This is a genomic window from Aliikangiella coralliicola (assembly GCF_007004725.1).
In the GTDB taxonomy this organism is placed as follows: domain Bacteria; phylum Pseudomonadota; class Gammaproteobacteria; order Enterobacterales; family Kangiellaceae; genus Aliikangiella; species Aliikangiella coralliicola.
Window position 1 is genome coordinate 1 of record NZ_ML660160.1, and the last position, 23904, is coordinate 23904.

A 23904-nucleotide genomic window follows, 5' to 3' on the forward strand; every position below is an offset into this window, starting at 1 on the left:
TCAACGGCCATTAGTTTAATATCGTTCATGGACATCTTCTCCTCTACTTGTAATTGTTACCAACACACAAGTATGGCGCATTGCGACGCCGATATAGGTGAAGGTGTCCATTCCATCAGTCTATCCACAATAATTAGTAGCCCTTCCACATCGATAGCAGAAGAAGTCTGTTAATGACTGATTCCAATCATAACTAAACGGCATACCAGTTGTTGCTTAATATCGCCAGTCCCACAATTAACATTTTCAGTCCTAATTTTATTACCGCCATTATCTGCCAATTCGGTACTGTAAAGTAGCTTTCGTAGAACAAACCAGACCTTAGTGTGACTTAAAATTTTTTCAGGCTTCTTTTGCCGACAAGCTTGATCACCGGATTGAAAGGTTTGGTTGTACGATAGTGTTAACTCTATTTTTTATCTTTCGCATACAAAATATTATGAGGGAAACTATGAAACTTAGCTTTACAAAAGTACCGCTGATATTTGCTTTGTCCGTTCTATCGCTAAGCGCTGGAGCGATAGAAGCTGATTACACAAATGAGTTGTCTGAAAATCCGTTCAGTCAATATATGAAATATGAAACTGCCGATGTTATTAAGGTCAGAAAACTTGAAGCATCCTATAAGAATATTCTATATGTTCCTGAACACCATCTGTCTCAACACGCTACAAGAAGCGATGTTACCCAGATTGCTAGCGGTGTTCAAAATGCAAATTTGAAGGCCACGCAATATGGCGCGCTTAAATTAAGAAAAATTTGTCGAGCTGTTATCAGCCCTGCGACCGACCGATTTGATGCAGTCAGCATTGCAAAAAGATTAAGTCGTATTAATGAAACAGATACTCGCATGCGATTGGCTGCCTACAAAGAACTCAATGGTCGCTTATCTGAGGAAAGTCGCCGGTCTATCAATTCATTGGTAGAAAGTAAAGTGCCAGATTTTTCTCAACACCAGACTATCGATCAGGTGGCATTTGCCACCAATGAACCGGACGTCTTTCTGGCGACAATTACGCCGCGCTGTCGACAACTGTTAGAACACGATGTTGTCGAATTATTTCAGAGTATTGAAGAGTCTGGTGGACATTCGTCAATTACTGCGGAGTTAGAAAAATGAAAAATCTTTTAAAAGCATTCTGGGTGTTAGTGACATTTTTAACTGTCAGTTTTGATTGTAGTGCCGGTGTTAGTGTGACTGGTAGCTTTCGCCAATCGGTGCTCTACCCTGAAATGAAAATGACTCACGATTTGAGCCTTTACTATTACCCGACTGATTATTTGTATACCAACAAAATGTGGATAATGACCAACCATATTTATGAAAATGACAATGGGGTGACAAAAGATCAGAGCATGTACATTCCCATTATATTAAAGCCTCATCATGTGAGCTGGACATTTTCTTACCATGGAACAGGTGAGGGAGATCTCACTGTTTCCTACCGGACATTTTCTCATTATATTGGCCCTAACCCCAATATCGGAAAAGGTTGGAAAAGTTCACCACAATATACTCGATATGGTTCGCTTAAGGGAACTGGTGGCCAAAGACTTCAAAAGGAGTTTTTCTTATATCGTGATCAGCCATACACCTTGTCCTGGCCGTATTATCCAAATAAATCCTTTCCAGATATTTTCCCTCCTTTTGGTGGTGGGAAAACAATACCTACTTGCGAAGAGCTTTTGGAATGTTAGATTGAAATAGTTGGAGTGTTAGATTGAAATAACCCAGGTGGCTAAATATTTTGGCCACCTGTTACTTCGGATTTTTTAACCTATCGTGTTTTTTACCTGTCAAAATCATGAATAAATTCTAATTGGAAAGATATATGATATTTTGTTACGAGTGGTAAAAATAGTTTATCGAATTTGAGCATCGCTAAGTATCACGAAAAGAGTCGCAACTATTTTCGAACGATATATCGCATATAAAGTTTTAGTGAAGCTAATTTTTAATTAACTTCACATTGATAATGAGATCACTTTAATGATTGTTCACCCATATTTTTTTAACTCTGCACGTTGAAGGAATATCTACCCACTTCCCTGACTCATCATAATAATGATTCTGAGAAGCCAGCGGAATGAAACCCGACCAGTAATGAGTCTCGCCCATAATAGTCTGGTTGTCAGAAACATAATGACTTTCCACGCAATTGCCATGTCCACTCATACTTCCTGATGTGTAAAAGTTGCGTAAGTTTCCACGATCTGAATACAGTGAACCGCCGTAGGCGCAGCTAGTCATAGGTTCTTGAGTAACAACCCATTCTTTATCACACACTGTTATATAGTCCCACGCAGCGAGGGCATTATTTGAAAAAAGGCTTACAGACATAAAAGCTAGTCCCGCGATTAGATTGTTACCATTACGCATTATTTTAATATTGCTTATTCTTGAACTCATGATATTTCCTTAGTTAGTTTTAGGTTGATAGTAAAATCAAATGTAGAATAGGAGTTGAAGGTAAAGTTTTGTAGGAGTGCAATGACAATGTGTTTTTGGGAGCTACAATTGAGTGACTTTTTTTCTGTAAATCTTGCACTGGAAGTGAGATAGAGATTTTAAATATTAAAAAGAGAGATAAATAAAAGAAATAAATAGAAACTCAACTTATCAATTATTTCTTACAAGACATTAAAGGTCTGGTTACTTTGTTTTTTACGATCAATATGGCAGAATGTGTCAAACCAAATAATCGAGATATGCGGTTCTTCGGGGCCGTTAGTCCCATTGTCAAACCGAAGAAAACCTAGTTTCATGCCTGAGCCAGACCCAACGAAAATCATGACCTTTAAAACGCCGAAAGATCTCGGTCGGTGGCTCAAAGCGAATCACGCCACCGAAAATGAACTGTGGGTGAAGATATTCAAGAAAAATACTGGCATTCCGAGCGTGAATTGGGACCAGGTGGTGATTGAGGTTTTGTGCTGGGGATGGATCGATGGGATAAAGAAGTCACTCGATGATCAAGCTTATCTCCAGCGGATCACTCCAAGAAAAGCACGAAGCAACTGGTCGAAAAGAAATACAGACCATGTTGAGCGCTTGATAAACGAGGGCCGAATGATGGAGCCTGGACTCGTTCACGTTCGCGCCGCCAAAGCAGATGGTAGGTGGGAGGATGCCTACGCAGTGAGAGAAATGAATGTGCCTGCGGATTTCCTGGCAGCGTTAGAGAGTAAGCCGAAGGCGAAACAATTTTTTGCAACGCTCACTAAAGCGAGCCGTTATGTCATAGCATACAGATTGACAAGCGCGAAGAAACCTGAGACCAGACAGAGGCGATTCGAAAAGTTCATAGACATGCTTGAACGCGAAGAAAAGCCGGCTTAATCTATCAAATAGATAAAACTACCAAACACGCTAAGCAGAGCCAGATTTAAAATACGCATGTTGATTTCTAAAAAGTTCTTTTTGATTATTGCAGCTACGATAGTTGGTTTAGCTTTAACAACTCTTACCATAGGACATTATCTAACTCTTCCAAATCCGTTGAAGGTTGGAAAACCGCCAGCGTCATTGGAAGCTTCAGAAGTAAACATTCAAGGCGTTTCTGGCTGGTTTAGTGAGTCTGATAATAACTACAAATGCGTTTTATTGATGCATGGCATTAGATCTAGCCGAACTTCAATGATCGATAGAGCTTTATTGTTAAAAGACAATGGTTATTCAGTTTTGTTAATAGATCTGCAAGCTCACGGTGAAACGCCAGGAGAGTTTATCAGTTTTGGGTATCTTGAATCAGAATCGGCCAGAAAAGCCGTGTCATTTTTAAGAGAAACTAAAAGCTGCAAGAAAATTGCTTCATTAGGTGTTTCTTTAGGAGGCGCAGCAAGTCTTCTTGGAAAGAAACCGCTATCAGTAGATGCTATCGTTTTAGAAGCTGTGTATTCTGATATAGAAACTGCAGTGGAAAATAGAGTTAAGATAAGATTGGGTTTTGTGGCAAAATTTTTAGCACCTTTGCTCTATCATCAATTGCCATTAAAACATGGGATTGAGCTAAAGTCGCTAAGCCCAATTGATTCAATCAAAAACGTTACATCTTCTCTTCTCATCATCGCTGGTACTGAAGATAAACATACAACGTTATCAGAATCAAAACTATTGTTCACTGCGGCTCCTGAACCTAAAGCGTTTTGGGAAGTAGAAGGTGCTGCACATGTGGATTTCTATGCTTTTTCCCCTGAGGAATACGCTACTGTATTGTTAGCGTTTTTACAAAGCGCACTGAACAATGAACAAGTTAATGGAAATAAACCAACCGAATCCTAGTACATGATTTTGTACTCTTCTAGTCTGTATACCTGTCGTAAAAAACAATCAACAAACATATCAGTGTAAAAACTCCCCGATAATTAGTGCATGAAATAATGGCCCAAGAAGATTGAATGCAAGTTTTTCAGCGTTAGTCTCAAACTGCCGGATTTTAGTGCCTCAGCTGAAACAAAAAGAGTAGTCAGAAAGTTTCTGTAAGGAAAAATAATTTAAAAATTAATTTTATTTCGTTGTACTTATTACAAAAAAATAAAACTGTGATAACTCCCGCATTTTTATGAATAGATTCTATGTGAAAGCACGTGAGTGTTACTTTTGTTGAGCTTCGACTTGGTTGAATCAATGAACTCTTCTTTGGATGGTTCTCAAGTCGTTTTTTTTAACTCATAAATTTCTTTACGAAATTATTTTACAACCAAACCAAGTGGTTTGTTGGTTACGCATTTTTTACCAGCCTACAACTTATAGAACAAATTAAGAGGGTAACTTTATGGTAAATCCAAAGCACTTACTAGCCTTAGCTTTTACACAATTAGTTGGAGTAAGTTCTGTCTCAGCTGTCGTTGATGTTCAAAAAAAATCAAACACAGGCATAACAAAAGCTAGTCACAATACGATGTTACTATCAGGTCAGGAAGTCCGAAAAAATCGCATTATTATTAGCGCAAAAAATGTTGCTGCAATAAAACAAATTGTACAAGAAAATGATCTCAAAATAATCGATAGCTACTCGCACATTTCAAAATTAAGTAATCGATGGGTAGGTGTTTTGGAAGTGAGGCCAAAGTACAGCTTGCCTGTTCAACTACAAGCCGCAAGTATGCAGTCAATGATGTCAACTTTACAAAGCGACAATCGAATTCTCCAGGCTGATTATGATTCAATTGTATGGGCTGCAGAAACACCGAACGATCCAAAATATTCAAAACTTTGGGGGTTGCATAACACGGGTCAAGATAACGGAACCGAGGACGCCGATATTGATGCACCTGAAACATGGGAGCTTTTTAGTGGTTCAGATGACGTCATTGTGATGGTGATTGATAGCGGTGTTGATTATAACCATCCGGACCTAGCTCGCAATATGTGGAAGAATCCTGGTGAGATAGAAGGCAATGGTATCGATGACGATCAAAATGGTTATGTAGATGATATCTATGGAATCGATACGGCTAATAATGATAGCGACCCCTGGGACGATCACTATCATGGGACCCATTGCGCTGGAACAATCAGCGCGAGGGGTAATAATGGCTTGGGGGTTGTTGGCGTCAATTGGAATGCAAAAATTATGGCGTGTAAGTTTCTCAATGAAAACGGAAGCGGCTCGACTTCCGATGCAATAAAATGCCTGGATTATATGATCGCACAAAAGCAGAGCGGTCAGAATATCGTTGCTTCTAACAACTCCTGGGGCGGAGGCGCTTTTGCACAAACATTGCTTGATGCGATAGAAACCGCCGGCGAAGCGGGTATTTTATTCTTAGCGGCGGCAGGTAATGAAAAAGCGGATAATGACAGTGATCCATACTATCCCGCGACTTATGACTCAGACTATGTAATCTCCGTTGCCGCAACCGACCGCAACGACCAATTAGCTAACTTTTCCAGTTGGGGGGCTACCACGGTGGATTTAGGGGCTCCTGGAGTAGATACGCATAGTACTGGCCCAAATAACACTTATATGGATTTAAGTGGCACCTCTATGGCAACGCCTCATGTGGCAGGCGTTGTTAGCCTGTTAGCTTCTTTATTTCCGAACGATACGCCTGTCGAGAGAAAAAACCGTATTTTAAATAATGTTGATTCCATTTCATCGTTATCTGGAAGAACACTCTCTGGTGGTCGGTTGAATGCATTAAAAGCGGTGGAGTCATCACCTTTTGCAGTGGCTAAATTCTCCTGGGCGAAACAGGGGGAGTTAACGCGACAGTTTACTGATAACAGCAAAACTAATCGGTGTGAAATTGTTAGTTGGCAATGGGACTTTGGCGACGGACAAACATCGACAGAGCAAGCACCAGTTCATTCTTACAACAGCAGCGGGTGGTATGATGTCACACTGACCGTTAAAGGTGATGCTTGTGCAGAAACATCATCAACTCAAGCTGTATGGGCTGGGCCTAATCTCGCGCCTGTGGTTGATTATGTGCACTCAAACGAAGAAGGCTTTGTTGTCAATTATACTGATTTGAGCAAAGATTTGGATGGTGAAGTGACTGGTTGGCTGTGGTCCTTTGGTGATGGACAAACGTCTTCAGAACAATTTCCTTCATACAAATATCCATACACTGGGACTTTCAATGTGTCTTTAACTGCAACCGATGATGAGGGGGCCTCAGCTACTTTAACAAAACCAGTGGTTGTGCCACTAAAGTACTGCAAATCATCCTCATTTAGCCCTTCCTTTGTGGCAATTTCAAAAGTTCAGTTTGGTAGTTTCTCAAATTCTTCAGGAAAAAGTGAATATTCTGATTTTCTGGATAAAACAATTAATGTCAACAGTGGAGACAGCTACAATGTTACTATTTCACTAGATAGTGGTTTCTGGGGAGGTAATACTCGGATCTGGATGGACTTCAATCTGGACGGTTTTTTCACTGATGATGAAATGGTCTTCGAGAAATCTGGAGTAGGCACACATAGTGGTAGTATAACCATACCTACCACGGGAATTAAGAAAGGCCATAAGCTTGGCATGAGAGTAACCACTGGGACATTTGGTTTCGCGAACCAGTGTGATTCCTGGAGTCCTTCAGGCGGAGGCGAAATGTTCTGGGGAGAAGTTGAAGATTACGCAGTGATTATTGACTAACTCCGGAAATTAGACAGGCATTCGGTTGTTACTTTGTAAGTAAGCTAGGCGTTAAGTAACAACCAGGTTGCATTTTATCGTTAGTTAATTAACTTAAGATTACTTTCGAATAATGTTCTATAGTTGTGGGAGGGCTGCAGATTAAGCATCTTTGATACAAATAAGTGCCTGCAGAAATGGGCTAGAGGGACCTTGATTTAATTTAGACAATACTAATAATATTACTTCGGCTGCCAGCTTGAAGTATTTAAATGATTAAATGAGGTAAAAAATTGCCATCCGCGAATACTAGTTATATTGCTTCAATTGTACAATCCATATCAAACATTATTGCCACTATGGCTTCAATTGAAGCGAATAGAGGGAAATCATTTTATAAAAAGAATAATGTTGCGCACGGTGTTGTTTCAGCGAGTATCGGCATGGTTAGTCCTAACGCGAAAGGATCGCTTGCGCTCTCATTTAGCAAAGAAGCAATACTAAAAATAATATCAAACATGCTTCAAGAAGAGTTCCTGGAAGTCAACGATGAAGTTGCCGACTGTGTTGGAGAGTTAACCAATATGGTTGCCGGCGGCGCAAAAAAAATCATGTCTGAAGAAGGCTTCGATTTTGATATGGCAACGCCTGTTGTAGTTTGTGGCCCTGACCATCAAATCGTTCACAATATAAAAGGGACTGTGGTGACGATACCCTTTGAAATTGACTCTCGCGAGTTCTATGCGGAAATTTGTTTTGAAGATAATTCTACCAAAGAAAGAAGCAGCCTCGACAAAGAACATAAAGATGTAAACACAGGGCGGAGTGCTCATATCTTAGTGATCGAAAGTGACTTTGCGTCTGCCATTACTTTACAACGATTACTCGAGAAAAATAACTATAGAGTATCTGTAGCAAAAGATCTGACTAGCGTTAAAAACATCGCCAAAAAGCGAGATGACTTTGATTTGGTGTTATTGGAACCAATGCTTCAGGTTAGTAAGGGGGAGCGCCTACATTCAATTTTTAATGCTGTCGAAGTCTTTAGCGATATTCCTGTCATCTATATTAGCGTTCTTTTCGAACATGAGTTTGAAGTGCTTTTTGGCAAACACAATGCTGATGCCTATATTGAAAAACCTATATCAATTAAGGGATTGACCAGTGTGATTAATTCAATTTTAAAAGTTAACGAGCCCACTGACAAAACACTGTAGAGTAACTACTGCATCTTTCCTTTCGTTTATTTATAGACAAAAAATTGGCCGATAACTCGATTATACACAAGCCTAAAAACGGCAAATTAAAACCTAATATGCCTTTTATCTTTTAAGATTATGGGCTGTGCGTGTGCCTATTGATAATGCTTACTTGCTAGAAGAGAACACGCTGTATCGCCTGGGTAGTTTTTGTCTTCTTTATTTACTGAAACGAGAAGTAATAAGGGCAGGGCCAGCCGTCTTGGTGAAAGCCAATTGAGCTGGCCCCGTTGCAAAAGTTTTTGATATTTCAATTAATCGTGCTACAAAAGCTAGGCGCTTATTTTTTCAGATAAGGTATCCTCTCCTTCAAATGGCTTAAGTTGTTGCTCGACGAGTTCACGATAGTAGGGCTCTTTCACCATTAGTTCCTGATGAGTACCTTCTCCGATGACTTTTTGCTCTTTCAAAACAATAATTTTATCGGCTTCTAACACGGTAGAGAGACGATGAGCAGCGACAAGCGTTGTTCTATTGTTTTTTAGCTGATTCATTGCGACTTGAATCTTATATTCCGTCGCGGAATCGAGATTAGAAGTTGCTTCATCGCACAGCAAAATAGGATTATCTTGCAACATTGCCCGGGCGATAGCCACTCGCTGCTTTTGACCGCCCGATAACTTAACGCCTCTTTCACCAACTTCAGTGTCTAACCCTTTGGGTAGTTGAGCGACAAATTCTTCAAGTTGCGCCAGCTTTAAAGCATCGAAAATCTCTTCATCACTTAAGGGCTTTTCTGTGCCTAATAGCAAGTTATTTCTGATACTACCTGACAACAACGGGGCGTCTTGAGCAACATAGCCAATTTGCTGTCGCCACTTGTGCAGAGAAAGATTGTTGATTAATTCATTGCCCACAAGAATGCGACCTTTACTGGGAGCATAGTATCTCAGCAACAGTGAAAATAACGTCGACTTACCCGCACCGGACTCGCCGACAAATGCGACAACCTTGTTCGCAGGGATCTGAATATCGATATCGCTAAAAACAGGTCTTCCTTTCTCATATTCGAACTTGATGTTTTGGAAATGAATGGACTGTCCTGCCAGTGATAATTCCTGTGTTCCGTCAGAGCTTTCCTCTGTTTCGTCGAGCAATTCGTCAACGCGTTCTGCGGCGCCTGCCGCTTTATTAAATGCGGCAAAAAAGTAGGTAAACTGGATTAACGGGAAAACGATATTGAACAAATATAAAATAAAGGCCATCAGAGTTCCCATGGTAATCACACCTTGACTGACACGAGCTGCGCCGAAAGCCAGAATAATGATCAGGGTCGCAACGATGGTCATTCCCGCAATTGGAGCCATGATTGCAGCTATTTTGACTTCCTTTTGACCCAGATCGTAAAGTTGCTGTAGTGATTGCTTACTATCTGTTAATGAGCTGCTTTCGGCAGTGCAGGCTTTAATCAGTCGAATTTGAGACAGACGCTCGGTAATAAAGCTTAGAAAATGCGCTTCTTTCTCTTGAATAGACTTTGACAGAACTGAGAGTTTAGCTGCGATTGGAACGGTAATAACAAAAGCGATAATCAAAGTGACAAAAAGTACTGCGGTCAGCTGCCAGTCTAAGACCCATAATATGATCAGGCTTGAAACTAGCGTGAGCATACCTGAAATAAAGGGTTCAAAGTGATCGGTGAGTACGCTGTTAATTACTTCGGTATCGTTAACTATTCGGCTCGCAGGCTCAGCTGAGGGGTTCTTGTCATAATAACGAATAGGCAGGTAAATTGATTTCGCCAAGACCTTTGAGCGTAAATTTACCAACATGCGATTTGCAACTTTTCCGATCATGTAGAAGTTAAATCCAGAGGCAACTGACCCAGCGGTCAGAACGCCGATTAGGATTAATAACCATTCGGTCGGAAATGTTTGCGCATCACTAAAGGAATCAATCAGACGCTGGGTCAGTATTGGAAAGAGAACTGAGCTCAATGCGCCCATAATTGACAAGAGAGCGATAAGAAACAACAGTCCTTTCCCTGGATTCGCGTAGGCAATAATCTTAAATAAGCGTCGATATTTTTTCATATTCAATCACCCCTGTTAAATTTTAAAATAAGTCTAATTAAAAATGACCGAGTGGTCAATTTAATTTGACTTGTCGTCTAATGTCTTTGTAACCAAATATTTGCTAAAATACCTGTATTAATGAGCGATCTCGATTTAACTAGCTGATTTAATTGAATATAGTGAGTCAAACTGAAGGTATTACGGAGCGTCAGTGGATAAGAAAACGCGAATTTTAACCAGTGCACGAAAGCTGTTTTTAGAACAAGGGTACAAGTCGACCAGTATCCAGTCGATAGCTTCCGAATCAGGGATCTCAAAAGGTGCGGTCTATCTGTATTTCAACTCTAAAGAGGAGATCTTGTTAGCGATCTTTCGCATGATTGAAGATGAGGTTTGGCGTAAAGTTTCGTCAATTAATCAGGATCCATCACTTTCAGCCAGGGAAAAATATCGCCGACAAATTATTACTTTTTACAATGAGGTGATGGAGAACCTGCAATTTAACCAAATGATGCTTAATGAGTCTGGCATAGAGCTAAATGAAGCTTTTTACAATTATGCCAGGGAATATCGATATCGGTTACAAAAAGTTCAGGAAGAATCACTATTAGCGATCTACGGAGACTCCTTATCGATGTGGTTAGGGGATCTGGTTATTTCAACAAACGGAATCATGCAGGAGTTCGATGCCAGTATTGTATTAGATAATCTTGAGCTCGATAGTGAACGGCTGGCTGATTTTATCTGCAATGTAACAGACTTTTTGGTCGATGGCATTTTAAGCAAAAAACCGGTTCCAATATTTAATGAAAAAACAAAGTTAGTGCGAGAAGAATTTTTAGCACAGAAAGAAAATGAAAAACACGAAGCCATCAATCAACAATTTACTAAACTCGCTGACCTATGTGAATCTCTGGTACTCTCCGATGAGCGAAAGCAGACTTTGCAAGAAACGCTTGAGTTGTTAAAAGACGCATTAGAAGCGACTCAAATTAATAAAACACTGGTGAAAGCGCTGATGTCAAATTTTAATGATTATTCAGAGTTAAAAGCTGATCGGGAAAAACTCGCTGATTTGCTGGAAGTGCGATAACCACAGTTTCTCTTTGAGTACATCTAAAGAGGGGCTGCAATTTGGGAGCAGTCGTTTTTTCCCCCTCTCCTTTGAAGGAGAGGGTCAGGGAGAGGTAGATACCATAATCATTTTAAAATACAGCGCGACAGTGCAAACAGATTCTAACCTTTCCCATTTCGAGATTGAATTCGAGCCTGCGTTTTAACAACGAGACTCAGAAAGCACCTGATGAAACAGTTGATTTAAAGAATCATATCCTTCAATTTTATTTTCTGTTGGCTCACCAAAACCTTCCAGCCTATCTAGTTCATTGACAATGAATTTATTAATTGCGGGAATTGCCGGTGCAATTTCTTTTTCCAAAGCCTTCTTTTTTTGTTGCAGCAAGTCGGTAATTGCCTCGTCGAGCGCTTGATTGTTTTTGACCATTTCTCTCAAGCGGTGAAATTCAATTGGCGCAGGCGTTTGCTTTTTTTCTAACCACAAAATCGATAGTAGTGGTCTAAGAACATAAAAGTATTTTTTTAGCGGTACCATTTCCTTTCTTAAGTAACCACGATAATTAGTCTTAGCCATACTCCGGTAGTGATAAATTCCTTTTGCATAAGAATAATCCGAATCAAGAATTGAGCGAGCTGACTTGGCGAATAAATTGTCGTCGCGGTAAACGATGGGAGACTGCAACCATTCAACAAAGGATGGGTTTGATTTTTTAAATAGTCTGAGCGCTTTTCTGACATCCCATCCGCTGATATCAATTTCATCGACAATTGGATATTCAATAACATCTCGCTTTTCTTCCAGGTTTACCGCCACGTACCAGTCTTTTGGATGGGCGTAGATAAAGCGCACATCATAATCACTATTGGGAGATGCAAATCCCCAGGCACGGCTACCAGACTCTACTGCGTAAAGAACTCTTACGCCATGTTCTTTTTCTGCTTCGTTTAGTCGATGTTGAATTTTTTCTTCTATCTCTTTCGAAATCATTGTTTTTTCCTTAAGTACTACTTTCCAGTATTGTATTTGGTATGAATTAGATTGCCATTCTTATCAAGTCGAAATATATCAAGGTCATTGGCCAGAAATAAATTTCCAGAATAATAGCGTCTTGCCTCTTCTTCAATGTCCACGATTGAGGGACTGGGCGATGGCAAGTCTTGATAACGTGGACTGAAATGAGTCAGTATCAAATTCTTGAGACCGGTGCTTTCAGCATATTCAGAAATTCTTTTGGCGCAGCTATGCTGTGGACCTGCTCCTACTTTCTCTGCAACTTCCTGGGTGTAGGTCGCTTCGTGAACAACTAACTCAACATTCGCCTCAAATGTTGTATCGCTTTTTAATGTTGCCAGTCGATGTGGATCGTCATTATCGCCACAGATGATCACTGTTCGGTTGTTTTTGTCTGGCAGTAAATAGTTATCAGGAAGAATAACTTTTCCATTTTCAAGCGTAATGGATTGGCCACTTTGCAATTTTCCCCACATTGGGCCGCGCAAAATACCATCTTTAATTAGCTTTTCTTGATCTAATCGATTTTTTGTCGGCCTCTCTGTCAGCGCATAGGCAAATGACGGCACACGGTGAGACAGTAAAACAGCGCGAATTTCAATGTTTCCAACAGAAGTGCTATCGGTTAACTTTTCCACATCAATGAAATTTAATTGATAGTTTAAGTTTAATTCGGATGTTTCTATCACTGCGTTAATAAAGTGCTGAATTGGCTTAGGAGCAATGATCGTGAGTGGTTCATTACGACCAGACATTGAGGCACTAGCGAGAATTCCCGGGAGACCATAACAGTGATCACCATGAACATGGGTAATTAATATCGCGCTCAAGTTTGTTAACGATAAGTTTGTGTGAAGAATTCGGTGTTGTGTGCCTTCACCGCAATCAATTAATAACCAGCTTTTGCTATTTTGTTGACGAAAACCGATACCACTGACATTTCTTGTTTTAGTTGGTACTCCAGAGGAAGTTCCCAAAAATACTATTTCCACGAGATAAATTCTTGATTAGGTCTCAAACCTTTATAAATTGAGTGGCGACTTGTTTAAAGCCGCCGCATATTTTTCGAAAAACCTTTGGTCAAAAAGTCCATTTGATCGGTTAATATTCTTCGATTAGCGAGCGCCAGATATTCCGACTTGTTTGGTCGGAAAGGTATCGCTAATAACTTCATACCTGCTTCTTCTGGAGTTCGACAACCTTTATGATTATTACATGACTTGCACGCTGCGACACAGTTTTCCCAAGTATCTTTTCCGCCTTGACCTTTTGGAATAACATGGTCACGAGTTAAAAATGCATTTTTAAAGGCATTACCACAATACAGACATAAATGACCGTCTCGTCTGAATAGGGACGAATTACATAAGTGAGGCGTACGCTGATCTTTTGAATGGATTTGACCCTCGGTTGCAATCACCGAAGCTACATCCAATACTGATTGTTTACCTGTTAGCCGTGAGTAACCACCATGAAGCCTTACTGATGATTCGCCATAGGTCCAAAGTACTTGATCTTTAGTGTATAGACAAGCTGCAGTTTCCAAATCGATCCAATCTGTCGCTTGTCCTGCTTTATTTAATCGCAAGATTTGTGCTTGCATCACTTATCTCCCAGTTATAAACCAACGAAAAAAGCTGAATAACAATCTGGTTTTCATTCTTAGTATACTCTTAGTTTAGTTCAAATTATTTAATTTAATATGACCTTCGCAACAAATTTTGACGTTTTATGTGAAATATCTATCGTTGGAATTATTGGCCTAAGGATAGTTATTCATCGGTTTTAGCATCAATTCGAACTAGCGATTTGAATTTAAATGCTATCTTCTAATGATTTTTGAGCACTGTTGTTAATTTCTAATATGGTTGTCGAAATTAACGTCCCTGTTCTGCTTTCCCTTGATATCTCAATTGCTGAGATGAAACTTTAAAACGACGAAATGCCTTTACAAATAGTTATGCAAAGGAATTTCCGTTTTATCTCCGAGTACGGACTTGCACCGTCATAAATGTCTCATCACGCCCCGGCTCGTAATGTTGGAATGTTTAGCCGGTAAAAGGGGATTAACCCCCTGATCGTAATGTTCAAGTACTTGCAAACATTACATTTCACCGAAAGTAAAAATTGAAAACCAAATTGTTAAAGAACTCTGCCCAAAAGGCATTAAAAAACCCGGCGAAGAAATTGTCTCGGCCGGGTTTTAAAAAAACAAAGCTGGTTCGAGACATTTTAATTTGCCTCGAAATATCGAGGCTGCTAACGAGTATCACTCCCAAAGTTAACTATATATAAGTCGCAATTCCACAAACTGCTTTTTTCGAAATCACCAGTCGTTAAACGGTCGCTACTTAAACAGTCATTATCTAACCCATATTGTAGGCGGTTAGACCTACCCATATGGCTTAAATAAATTGCGTCTGTTAGCGTTAGTAATTTCATTTTGACTTTTATATCCTCGTTGAATTGGTAAATTCGTCAGCGAATTAGTAAATGTTTATAGTGCGTATTTAAGCACTTTAGTAAGTATGGAGTCAACAGTAAATACCAGAATTAATGAATTAAAACTCAATAAAAACAATGGGTTATGTTTTCTGGTGGTACTGGTAATCCTTCAGTTTTAATGAATAGAAAAATTTTTGTATTTTAAAAAAAGACAAAGTATCAAAATATTGTTCTTAACTCTTTTGTCACTGAATTTTCTCCTTTTCAAGTATTTTTATTGATAGTCGACCAGGTCGGTTAGTCAATATTATGATTGCAAAAACACATTTAGAGTTTAGCTGTTTCCAGAGTATTAGGTTGCTCTGATTTACTCTGTTGCAATTTACTAATCGCTAATTGTCTGGTTGATAAAAAGGCGGCTAATCAAAGCCACGGTTTATAGAATTTGATTGAGTTTGTTACTTAATCCGAAAGTTCACACTTCCGAATCAGGGGAAGTGTGAGACTACAACAAGCTGTAACTAGTTTCTATCGAAGAACGAATATCGTCGCATATTTCAAAATTAAAAAGCTCGATTTCCATACTTGTCACTAAACAAAACGAAAAACGCTTCGTTAGGTTTAGTTGTGGGTATGGATTTTTGAACGGCATTTTATTTTCGGGCTTATGTTTAGTTTTAAGGATTCAATCATTATATACTTTTGAACTTAAAATTCAATATCTGTTACGCTTAACAGCTCAAACATTTATCTGAAATTAGCTGTAGGATTTCTAATTATGTTTAATGTGATATGTTTTAAATGTATGAATCAACACGCTATATATACTGTTTATTTCGTGGTGAAACAAATATACCTTGGCTTCCACCAGATTATCTTTGATCGATGCAAGTTGCTGGCTTGTTGGTTGCACGCCAGAACGGTTGAAGTTTTTATACCAAATACTGATTTCTTTTTCCAGATAAGTTGATTCTGTTTTTTGGGATTGCTTTATATTTGATGCCAGGGCTAGCAATAGTGTAATTCTGTCCCACTTATTCATATTTCTGCCAACTCGTAGCAAACTGCTGTATGATCCTTTATTTGATACCTGTTTGAATCCCCCTTGAAAATCTTTGTAATCGAGTAGATAAGATATCTGGGCCAAAAGTCTAACGGCGGCTTGCCTGACGCCTAATGAGTTATCTTTGAGGCGTTCGATTAATATCTGTTTTATGTTTTCTTCATCCAATTGATACAATGATCGAAGGGGTTGCTTTCGAATGCTGGGAAATTCGCTATCGAGGTAAAGGGCGATTTTGTTGTTGTAAGATTTTAAAGACAGAAATCCAATGGCCCATAATGCGCATTTTAACTTGGGCACTGTCGCGTTATCGATTGAACTAAGATAGTAGCCTTCGACATTAAAGCTTGTTTTTTTGAGGTAATTAACAGCTAACATTCGCACAGTAGAAGAATGATCGGTGAGAGAGTTTTTGGCGACGCTAACCGCATATTCGGTGTCGCCCTTGTCTAGAATAAGTTGAATTGCTTTTTTTCGAACCGGTGTAAATTTGTCATTGAGTGCGGCGCTTATCAATCTTACATTTAGAGGCGAGGAAATTCTTTGAAGTAATTCCGCTGCTTTTAGCCTCACGATATTGTGCTTGCTTTGCTGACATAAATGGACAATTTGGGAGGCTGGGAATATTTTGTAGGTAATGATTATTTTTGTACATAAAATTGCGATGTTACATCGCTTGTGTAAAATTCCGGATTCAAGTAGTTTTCTATCGGCCTTTTTTGAGAAGAAGGTTTCAACTGCCTTAATTATTGGTGTCGACTTTAGTCTTTTGCAGCTCTTTAAGTGGTAAATTTGTGGTAAAGCGGAAACTAACTCAGCTGTGCATTCAGGAACTAGTAAGTTAAGAAATGCTTTCTTGGCGGCTTGACGAACTTGCAACACCCAGTCATTCATTCTTTCTATTAGTGCAGGGATTGCTTTTGGATCGTTTAAGTTTTCGAGGCGCTTTACTGCTAACTCCCTGGTATATCCGCTGCGGTGTTGACTCAGTTCGATTAGATGATTTAAATCAAAATTCAGTTTTGTTCCTTCAAATAGTGTCATGATAATGCTCTTATGGTAAACGTTTCTGGCAATCATTAAGGGAAAAAATCCCCTTAATGATTTATTTCTCGGTAATCTTAATCAGATCATTCATTACGCTATCGAGCCCTCCGTAAACCGTTAGTTGATTGATTTTTCCGGTGACTCTTTCCAGTACTTCTAACTCTTTAAGTCGCATCAAGGTAGAGTTACCCTCCATGACTTTCGCAGTGTTATGAAGTGAACGGGTAGCCTGAGTTTCTTCTTTTCGCCTAATCAGATTTGCCTCGGCTGCTTTTTGTGCTTCGACAACCTGGTTCAGGATACTTTTCATCTCGCCAGGTAAAATAATATCCTTTACACCGACATCATGAATACTCAAGCCATAAGCGTAAGCTTTTGACTTGATCCGCTTTTCGACAATCTGATTAACAATATCTTTGTCTTCCAAAATAGCGTCGAGAGTTCTTGTTCCAACAACTTCTCTGAGTGCTAGCTGAAATTCTCGATATAAGAAATCAGTATGGCTTTTTAGTAAAACAGCAACCTTTTCAGTGTCGATCACGCGGTAACTTGCTGAAAGATTGATCCTGAGACTAACCCTGTCCTTGGTTAGTATTTCTTGCCCGTTGATATCCATATTCTGTAATCTACAGTCCAAAATTCCGACTTCAATATTTTGGTTGAAGCGCCAGAAACCATAGTTACCTGGTTTTAGGATCTTTTCCAGTTTTCCGTTGACTTTCAAAAGCCCAACATGGTTGTCCGCAATCTCAGCATAGTAAATCGAATTAGAACCGGCCACGTAAATTGAGGTTCCTTTATTTCTTACCAACACGGGTAGCAAGCGCTTATCGACATGAAAGTCTTCGCTAATATCGATTATCTTGACCTCAACTTTGACGGCAACATCCCAGAACATTTTGAATGTATTTGGTGGGATAACATTTGATAATTTTCCGTCGAAGTAAACTAATCCAACTTCATTCTCTTTAGTATCATAACTAATAACTTCGTTACCCAGCAGGTCGTAATAATTTTTAATCAAAAAGCGACCGAGATGATTGTTTAACTCCGGTTTCGTTATATCGTATCGAATAATTTCGATGTTCGCAGATAAGTTGAATAAGTGATATTCGCCGGGTTGTAAAAGCCGCTCTAGTCGATTGTTTCGAAATAGCAATACTCGCTCGTTATCGGCGACGTTTATTGTTGTAAATCCTAGCATCTAACTTCTCCTTATTTTTCACTTTTCCGATGCTTTTTTGTTGGACTTCCTGCTAGAGAATGGCAAGCACTATTTGGAATTAACGGGAAGCCAAGATGAGAGGAATCATTTTTCAACTTCTGCCAGCAAAACTTTGCAGAGTGTTAATGAAAAAATTATCGTCGATCAAGTTTTCGCGTTAATCCAACCCATAGCGAATGGTCATTAATAGCGGGAGAACTCAATCAGAAGTAGGGAAACGTCCCATGTGCTAATATTTGTTCTCCGGAAGTCCTCAGTTTATGAGCTATTGCTCGTTGCCTTTCGGCATTAAGTAAGTTCCATTTGGAATGGAGTCGATTTTCAGTCGACTTGGCTACTAAGGTCGGAATCGAACCGACTACCCACTGGTTATATGCCAGTTGCTCTACCCGAATGAGCTACAAAGTATTGGGAGTTTAGATTGTGTAATAAACTTGGTACACAGAAAGGTATTCCCACTGCGCCGGACTGATATGAGAATCAGAACCGCTAAATTTATTGCATTACTAAACACTTTTGGATTGCGCGAAAATCAAACTCTCGCGCCATCACATTCTGTTTGGCCGCTTTGTTCAGACAATTAAGTCTGATTTTTGAACTTCAGTTTTAATTCCGTCTGAATTCAAGTTCAGGCCTTGAACTTCTATTTTATAAGTGTCACTTTCGATTTCCGATGTCTGAATAGCTGAATCGATAAACTGATTGATGACGGCTATATTGGTTGCAACATGTTGACTCATTTCGTGAGTAATAAAACTACCTCCAGAAAACAAAGCCATAGGTAAAAGTAGTTGATCCGCTAAATACTCTCCTACTACAGCACTCGAATTTCGATAACGCTTTAGTGCATTGATTGCTGTTCCCGCAATCGTTTCAGCGCGAATATTTCGTTGTGCAACGGCTTCAAATATTTCAACGCAATTTGTAAACTCCAACTTAAGAGAAATGATATTCCCGGGGCTGAAAGAATCGACCAATATTTCTCTTAAGTCCTGCTCTTTCCATTTAAGCTTTCTAACCACTTGTTTTAACTCTCTTTGACTAACATGCTGCGGAATTTTTGCGGTAAAAGTTGTGGCGCTCCTTGCCACTGGTTCACCTCTCTCCAATAATTTTAATCGTTGGCCACTAATTCTCGGGTGTACTTGTGCTGTCCATTGCCCGCCGCCGTTAGGATAAAAACCGTAACGCTGTAACTCGGTATTTGCCTTGACGCCGAGTATTTCTAGTGTTTTCAAAAAGCAAGCAGTTAAAAATTCAAAACTCGGAGCTTGCTGGTTATGCGTACCGCCTTCGAGCTCAATATTCGACATCCCTTTTCCTAACAGCAGAGCCGGCAGAATTGTTTGAAATACCAGGCTGGTGCTTCCGGCTGTGCCGACGGCAAAGCGATAGTCACCATGTTTTATTTTTCCCGGGGTAAATTCTATATAGTCAGAACACAACTCGTCTCCACTAACTTCGGCGTCGCAAACTTCTTTTGCGGCTCTTACACAAGTTAAGTGTTGACGCAACAATCCCGACTTTTTTCGACCCGCGCGAATATTTTTAATCTTAACTGGCTGGCCTAAACACATAGCGAGAGAAAGTGATGACCGTAAAATCTGTCCACCGCCTTCACCCTGTGAGCCATCAATAACTAATACTTTTCTTTTCATTTTCTTTCTTACGTTTATTCATTTTTTAACTAGTAAAATTCATGTGATATTAAGTCATACAAAGCTAGTCAAATACTAAGAACCCCTCTCCATTATTTGCTCCTTGCGGAAGAGGGGTTAACACGAGAGAGTTTTCCATTTCTCTTCGCGTGTTCCGAACAAAAGGATTTGTTAGAAGCATTTATATTGATAATATTAGCCTTTAACACAAAGCACTTGTTTTAATGTATAAACCACTTCTACCAGGTCACTTTGTGCTTCCATGACTTTATCAATGTCCTTGTAAGCTGATGGTGTTTCATCAATAACGTCCCTGTCTTTTCTACATTCAACCCCTTCTGTTGCGCGTAGATGTTCTTCCATAGAAACCAGCTTTTTGGCTTTGGTACGAGACATCACTCGTCCAGCGCCATGACTACAGCTACAAAAACTATCCGGGTTTCCTAAACCTCTAACAATAAATGATCTCGCTCCCATACTTCCGGGAATGATCCCCATTTCACCCTCCCTGGCGCGCACTGCTCCTTTCCGAGTAACCAGCACATTTTTTCCAAAGTGATGCTCTCGCGAAATGTAGTTGTGGTGACAGTTAACCGCTTCAACACTAGCGTCAAAATCTTTATTCATTACCGATTTCACCGCTCCGATAACGCGATTCATCATCACTTCCCGATTAAGTCGGGCAAATCCTTGTGCCCATTCGACTGCTTCCACGTAGTCGTTAAAGTTATCACTTCCTTCTGCTAGATAAGCCAGGTCTCTATCGGGTAAGTTGATATGCCAACGCTGCATATCTTTTTTCGCTTTTTCGATAAAGTAAGTTCCAATACGGTTACCGACACCTCGTGATCCGCTATGCAACATAAACCAGACTTGCCCATGTTCATCTAAACACACTTCGATAAAGTGATTTCCTGTTCCTAGTGTTCCGAGATGACCAATATTGTTGGTATTTTTAAGTACGGCGTGTTTATCACATAAAACATCAAACACTTGTGATAATCCTAACCAGGCATCTGCGACATCTGCGGGAATATTTCCCCAGGCTCCTTTATCTCTCCGACCTCGGGCTCTCGCCGACCGTCCGTGAGGAACCGCGGCTTCGATAGATGAGCGCATCGGCGCAAGGTTGTCTGGCAATTGAGAGGCACTCAAACTGGTTTTTACCGCCATCATTCCGCAACCGATATCAACTCCAACTGCGGCGGGAATGACCGCGCCAACCGTTGGTACAACGCTTCCAATTGTTGCGCCTTTTCCTAAGTGAACATCCGGCATGGCCGCAACCCACTTATGGATGAAAGGGAGGCCTGCAATATTTTTTAACTGCTGCCTGGCTTCTTCTTCAAATGGAACACCTTTGGTCCATGATTTGATAGGAGCGCCTGAAGATTGCATTACTTCGTATTTCATCGTGTTGTTTTCCATGCTAATTCCAATATTATTATTTTAATCTAATGCTAATCGTGTGCCAGTTTTTGAATATTTTATAAAATAACTTGTAATTTATTGTTTTTAAAAGGAAATAAAAGATTGTTACTTTTTCGCTCTAATTATCGATAGATCTAGACTTATTGTTTATCTATCAAAAATAATAAATAAATATCTTAAAAGATATCTTGTCATCGCTCGAATAAAAGATAAACTGTGCAAACTAAATATTTCTATGGATTACATTCTTACCGGAACGCGTACTTGTGGTATTGGACTGGCGAAATGATTGATGAAGGAATTGCAAAAGTGAAAAAAAACAAAACATGTGCAATTAGTATATTAGGAACCAATCTTGATAGACGAGGGCGGAGCGCGAAACGCTGGGATAAATGGCGTCCAACAATTGCATTGTGTCAGCAAGATGATTTGATAATAGACACCCTGGTACTTTTACATGAGTCAAATTTCAGGCGGCTAGCTGAGCAAGTCAAAGAAGACATTGCGTTGGTGTCGCCGGAAACAGAAGTGCATTTTTATGAAGTTGACTTCAGAGATCCCTGGGATTTTGAGTCAGTTTATGGTCAATTGTTCGATTTTAGCCAGCAGTATCAGTTTTACCCTGATGAAGAAGAGTACTTAATTCACATAACTACCGGTACGCACGTAGCGCAGATCTGCTTATATTTGCTCACGGAAACTCACTATCTGCCAGGAAAGTTATTACAAACCTCTCCTGGAGGAAAAGACAATCCAACTGTTGGAAGTTACCAAACAATCGATCTTGATTTATCAAAGTATGACCAAATTGCGTCTCGATTTAATCGAGAACGAGTTAAAGGAATTGATTATCTAAAGGATGGTATCGAGACGAGGAACACCAAATTTAACCAGATGATCGCCCAGTTAGAGCAGGTTTCGATTTTATCAGAGGAACCTATGTTAATTACCGGGCCTACGGGAGCTGGTAAAACTCAATTAGTAAAGCGTATTTATCAACTCAAGAAACACCGCGGACAAATATCCGGTGGGCTGGTGATCGTTAACTGCGCAACCTTGCAAGGTGACAAGGCGATGTCAACACTATTTGGCCATAAGAAGGGAGCGTTTACCGGCGCGGTAGACGGACGCAATGGTCTTTTGTTGGAAGCTAACGAAGGATTATTGTTTCTGGATGAAATTGGCGAGCTGGGTATTGATGAGCAAGCGATGCTATTAAGAGCGATTGAAGAAAAGTGCTATTTACCACTTGGGTCAGATAAAGAAATCGCGAGTGATTTTCAATTGGTCGCAGGTACTAATTTGAATTTAAACAAAATGGTCGCTGAAGGAAAGTTTAGAGAAGATTTACTTGCGAGAATAAACTTGTGGAATTACCAACTACCTTCTTTAAAAGATCGCATCGAAGATCTTGAGCCGAATCTTGACTATGAACTTGAAAAGTTCGCGCGAAAAGCAGGACATATGGTAAGTTTTAATAAGGCCGCGAGGGAAAAGTATCTAAAGTTTGCAGTTTCTGCTGAAGCTTCCTGGCGAGCTAATTTCAGAGATTTAAATTCAAGTGTGATTCGCATGGCGACCCTATCGAGTGGTGGGAGAATTTCTGAAAAGCTGGTGGAGGAAGAAATTGTGCGATTAAAATTAAACTGGAGCGAAGGCCAAACTAATAAGTTTGACCCTGTGGTTATCGTGCGCAATTTGCTTGGCGAAGAACGGTCGGAATCGATTGATTTGTTCGATAAGTATTTACTTGCTGGAGTCAATGAAATTTGTAAAGAATCTAAATCAATGGCTGATGCAGGAAGAAAGCTTTTTGGCGTGTCGAGGCTCAATAAAAAATCCACCAATGATTCTCATCGGTTAAAACAGGTGTTGGCGAAATTTGAGTTAGTATTTGAGGATCTTAAGGAGTAGATTGTAAATATCAGGCCTTTGAAAAGTGGCCCAGTATAACTTTTTTCAGTAGTTAACAACCTTGAATTTAAGAATAGTAGGGTATGACGAAACAGACGTATTAGTATTTTTTATGATTAGAAATCAGTAACGTGGATTTTGATTTGTTAATTTTGGTTTAGGAGTTGATTGACTTATCTATAGCATATGGATAGTATTTCGTGCCAAAATTTAGGTTATTAGAATAAGTATTATTTTGCCCTAACAACCTGAACTTAAAGTTTGATATGTGGTTTTAAGAACCCTGATGAATAAACTAAGGAAAGATAAATGAAAAAATTATTGTTGTTAATATTAATGTTTCCGATGATAACGGATGCTGCTAACTTTTCATGTAAGGGTAAAGTGAGTGTATTGGCTATAGGCCCGACCTCAGGTATTTTACAAGTAAACGCAGGCTATGGGGTACATTATTTGTGTAAACTTCATGAAGAAATGAATGGGGTTCATCCGGAAATATGTAAAGCTTGGTATTCGATGTTCCTTACTGCGAAAGCTTCTGGAAAGCAGATGTCACAATCTTATTCACAGATACCAGGTGGTCCGCAAGATTGTGCATCTCTTGGCAGTTGGGTGACAACTACAACTCCATATTTCGTTCAGATTGTAGATTAAGTGTTGCTGGCAGTCACCTAAATAT

At 39.7% G+C, this 23904-nt stretch carries 18 protein-coding genes and 1 tRNA gene; 9 read left to right on the forward strand and 10 right to left on the reverse strand.

Going from position 1 to position 23904, the window contains the following annotated elements; genetic code table 11:
* Positions 1-451 precede the first annotated feature (451 nt).
* Together FLL46_RS00005 and FLL46_RS00010 are read left to right on the forward strand one after the other, a co-directional pair.
* Positions 452-1120, forward strand: coding sequence for a hypothetical protein (locus FLL46_RS00005; protein WP_142891369.1), 669 nt, complete (start codon positions 452-454; stop codon positions 1118-1120).
* Positions 1117-1698, forward strand: coding sequence for a hypothetical protein (locus FLL46_RS00010; RefSeq protein ID WP_142891370.1), 582 nt, complete (start codon positions 1117-1119; stop codon positions 1696-1698). Before FLL46_RS00005 ends, FLL46_RS00010 begins: the two co-directional genes overlap by 4 nt.
* A 289-nt stretch (positions 1699-1987) precedes the next feature.
* Here the strand turns inward: FLL46_RS00010 and FLL46_RS00015 are convergent, their stop codons facing one another.
* The gene (locus FLL46_RS00015) at positions 1988-2410 is read right to left on the reverse strand and encodes a hypothetical protein (RefSeq protein ID WP_142891371.1); all 423 of its coding nucleotides are present in this window, start codon (positions 2408-2410) and stop codon (positions 1988-1990) included.
* Between the two features lie 354 nt (positions 2411-2764).
* Here FLL46_RS00015 and FLL46_RS00020 point away from each other — a divergent pair, with 354 nt between their 5' ends.
* From FLL46_RS00020 to FLL46_RS26870, 4 genes are all read left to right on the forward strand, one after another.
* The gene (locus FLL46_RS00020; RefSeq protein ID WP_142891372.1) at positions 2765-3340 is read left to right on the forward strand and encodes a YdeI/OmpD-associated family protein; all 576 of its coding nucleotides are present in this window, start codon (positions 2765-2767) and stop codon (positions 3338-3340) included.
* A gap of 57 nt (positions 3341-3397) precedes the next feature.
* Complete coding sequence (locus FLL46_RS00025; protein WP_142891373.1) at positions 3398-4282, forward strand: alpha/beta hydrolase; 885 nt, start codon at positions 3398-3400, stop codon at positions 4280-4282.
* Between the two features lie 493 nt (positions 4283-4775).
* Positions 4776-7100 (forward strand): S8 family serine peptidase, encoded by a 2325-nt coding sequence (locus FLL46_RS00030; protein WP_142891374.1) that lies wholly within the window; start codon positions 4776-4778, stop codon positions 7098-7100.
* Between the two features lie 272 nt (positions 7101-7372).
* On the forward strand, positions 7373-8296 hold the full coding sequence (locus tag FLL46_RS26870; protein WP_168203967.1) for a chemotaxis protein CheX: 924 nt from the start codon (positions 7373-7375) through the stop codon (positions 8294-8296).
* A gap of 314 nt (positions 8297-8610) precedes the next feature.
* Here FLL46_RS26870 and FLL46_RS00040 read toward each other — a convergent pair whose 3' ends face one another.
* Complete coding sequence (locus tag FLL46_RS00040; protein ID WP_142891375.1) at positions 8611-10371, reverse strand: ABC transporter ATP-binding protein; 1761 nt, start codon at positions 10369-10371, stop codon at positions 8611-8613.
* Positions 10372-10564: 193 nt separating this feature from the next.
* Here FLL46_RS00040 and FLL46_RS00045 point away from each other — a divergent pair, with 193 nt between their 5' ends.
* Positions 10565-11446: a TetR/AcrR family transcriptional regulator gene (locus tag FLL46_RS00045; protein WP_142891376.1), complete on the forward strand. Its 882-nt coding sequence runs from the start codon at positions 10565-10567 to the stop codon at positions 11444-11446.
* 183 nt (positions 11447-11629) lie between these two features.
* Here the strand turns inward: FLL46_RS00045 and FLL46_RS00050 are convergent, their stop codons facing one another.
* The 8 genes from FLL46_RS00050 to FLL46_RS00085 all read right to left on the reverse strand — a co-directional run bounded on the left by FLL46_RS00050 (position 11630) and on the right by FLL46_RS00085 (position 21293).
* Complete coding sequence (locus FLL46_RS00050; RefSeq protein WP_142891377.1) at positions 11630-12418, reverse strand: nucleotidyltransferase domain-containing protein; 789 nt, start codon at positions 12416-12418, stop codon at positions 11630-11632.
* Between the two features lie 17 nt (positions 12419-12435).
* Entirely contained in the window at positions 12436-13434 is a 999-nt protein-coding gene (locus tag FLL46_RS00055; protein ID WP_142891378.1) for an MBL fold metallo-hydrolase, read from the reverse strand.
* 53 nt (positions 13435-13487) lie between these two features.
* On the reverse strand, positions 13488-14045 hold the full coding sequence (locus FLL46_RS00060; RefSeq protein ID WP_142891379.1) for an HNH endonuclease: 558 nt from the start codon (positions 14043-14045) through the stop codon (positions 13488-13490).
* 1614 nt (positions 14046-15659) lie between these two features.
* Positions 15660-16994, reverse strand: a complete 1335-nt coding sequence (locus FLL46_RS00065) for a HEAT repeat domain-containing protein (RefSeq protein ID WP_168203968.1) — start codon at positions 16992-16994, stop codon at positions 15660-15662.
* 61 nt (positions 16995-17055) lie between these two features.
* Positions 17056-18201, reverse strand: coding sequence for a slipin family protein (locus FLL46_RS00070; protein WP_142891381.1), 1146 nt, complete (start codon positions 18199-18201; stop codon positions 17056-17058).
* A gap of 352 nt (positions 18202-18553) precedes the next feature.
* A tRNA-Ile gene (locus tag FLL46_RS00075) sits at positions 18554-18630 on the reverse strand.
* 164 nt (positions 18631-18794) lie between these two features.
* Complete coding sequence (gene rtcA / locus FLL46_RS00080; protein WP_142891382.1) at positions 18795-19880, reverse strand: RNA 3'-terminal phosphate cyclase; 1086 nt, start codon at positions 19878-19880, stop codon at positions 18795-18797.
* A gap of 195 nt (positions 19881-20075) precedes the next feature.
* Positions 20076-21293, reverse strand: a complete 1218-nt coding sequence (locus tag FLL46_RS00085; RefSeq protein WP_168203969.1) for an RtcB family protein — start codon at positions 21291-21293, stop codon at positions 20076-20078.
* Positions 21294-21527: 234 nt separating this feature from the next.
* On the opposite strand from FLL46_RS00085, the gene rtcR reads away from it, so the two are divergent.
* Both rtcR and FLL46_RS00095 read left to right on the forward strand, forming a co-directional pair.
* Positions 21528-23225 (forward strand): RNA repair transcriptional activator RtcR, encoded by a 1698-nt coding sequence (gene rtcR / locus FLL46_RS00090; RefSeq protein WP_246119244.1) that lies wholly within the window; start codon positions 21528-21530, stop codon positions 23223-23225.
* A 309-nt stretch (positions 23226-23534) separates the two neighbouring features.
* Positions 23535-23879, forward strand: a complete 345-nt coding sequence (locus FLL46_RS00095) for a hypothetical protein (protein WP_142891384.1) — start codon at positions 23535-23537, stop codon at positions 23877-23879.
* Positions 23880-23904 lie beyond the last annotated feature (25 nt).

Coding starts and splice junctions, on each gene's coding strand:
- FLL46_RS00005 (WP_142891369.1), top strand. CDS start 452: ATGAAACTTAGCTTTACAAAAGTACCGCTGATATTTGCTTTGTCCGTT.
- FLL46_RS00010 (WP_142891370.1), top strand. CDS start 1,117: ATGAAAAATCTTTTAAAAGCATTCTGGGTGTTAGTGACATTTTTAACT.
- FLL46_RS00015 (WP_142891371.1), bottom strand. CDS start 2,410: ATGAGTTCAAGAATAAGCAATATTAAAATAATGCGTAATGGTAACAAT.
- FLL46_RS00020 (WP_142891372.1), top strand. CDS start 2,765: ATGCCTGAGCCAGACCCAACGAAAATCATGACCTTTAAAACGCCGAAA.
- FLL46_RS00025 (WP_142891373.1), top strand. CDS start 3,398: ATGTTGATTTCTAAAAAGTTCTTTTTGATTATTGCAGCTACGATAGTT.
- FLL46_RS00030 (WP_142891374.1), top strand. CDS start 4,776: ATGGTAAATCCAAAGCACTTACTAGCCTTAGCTTTTACACAATTAGTT.
- FLL46_RS00040 (WP_142891375.1), bottom strand. CDS start 10,371: ATGAAAAAATATCGACGCTTATTTAAGATTATTGCCTACGCGAATCCA.
- FLL46_RS00050 (WP_142891377.1), bottom strand. CDS start 12,418: ATGATTTCGAAAGAGATAGAAGAAAAAATTCAACATCGACTAAACGAA.
- FLL46_RS00060 (WP_142891379.1), bottom strand. CDS start 14,045: ATGCAAGCACAAATCTTGCGATTAAATAAAGCAGGACAAGCGACAGAT.
- FLL46_RS00065 (WP_168203968.1), bottom strand. CDS start 16,994: ATGACACTATTTGAAGGAACAAAACTGAATTTTGATTTAAATCATCTA.
- FLL46_RS00070 (WP_142891381.1), bottom strand. CDS start 18,201: ATGCTAGGATTTACAACAATAAACGTCGCCGATAACGAGCGAGTATTG.
- rtcA (WP_142891382.1), bottom strand. CDS start 19,880: ATGAAAAGAAAAGTATTAGTTATTGATGGCTCACAGGGTGAAGGCGGT.
- FLL46_RS00085 (WP_168203969.1), bottom strand. CDS start 21,293: ATGAAATACGAAGTAATGCAATCTTCAGGCGCTCCTATCAAATCATGG.
- FLL46_RS00095 (WP_142891384.1), top strand. CDS start 23,535: ATGAAAAAATTATTGTTGTTAATATTAATGTTTCCGATGATAACGGAT.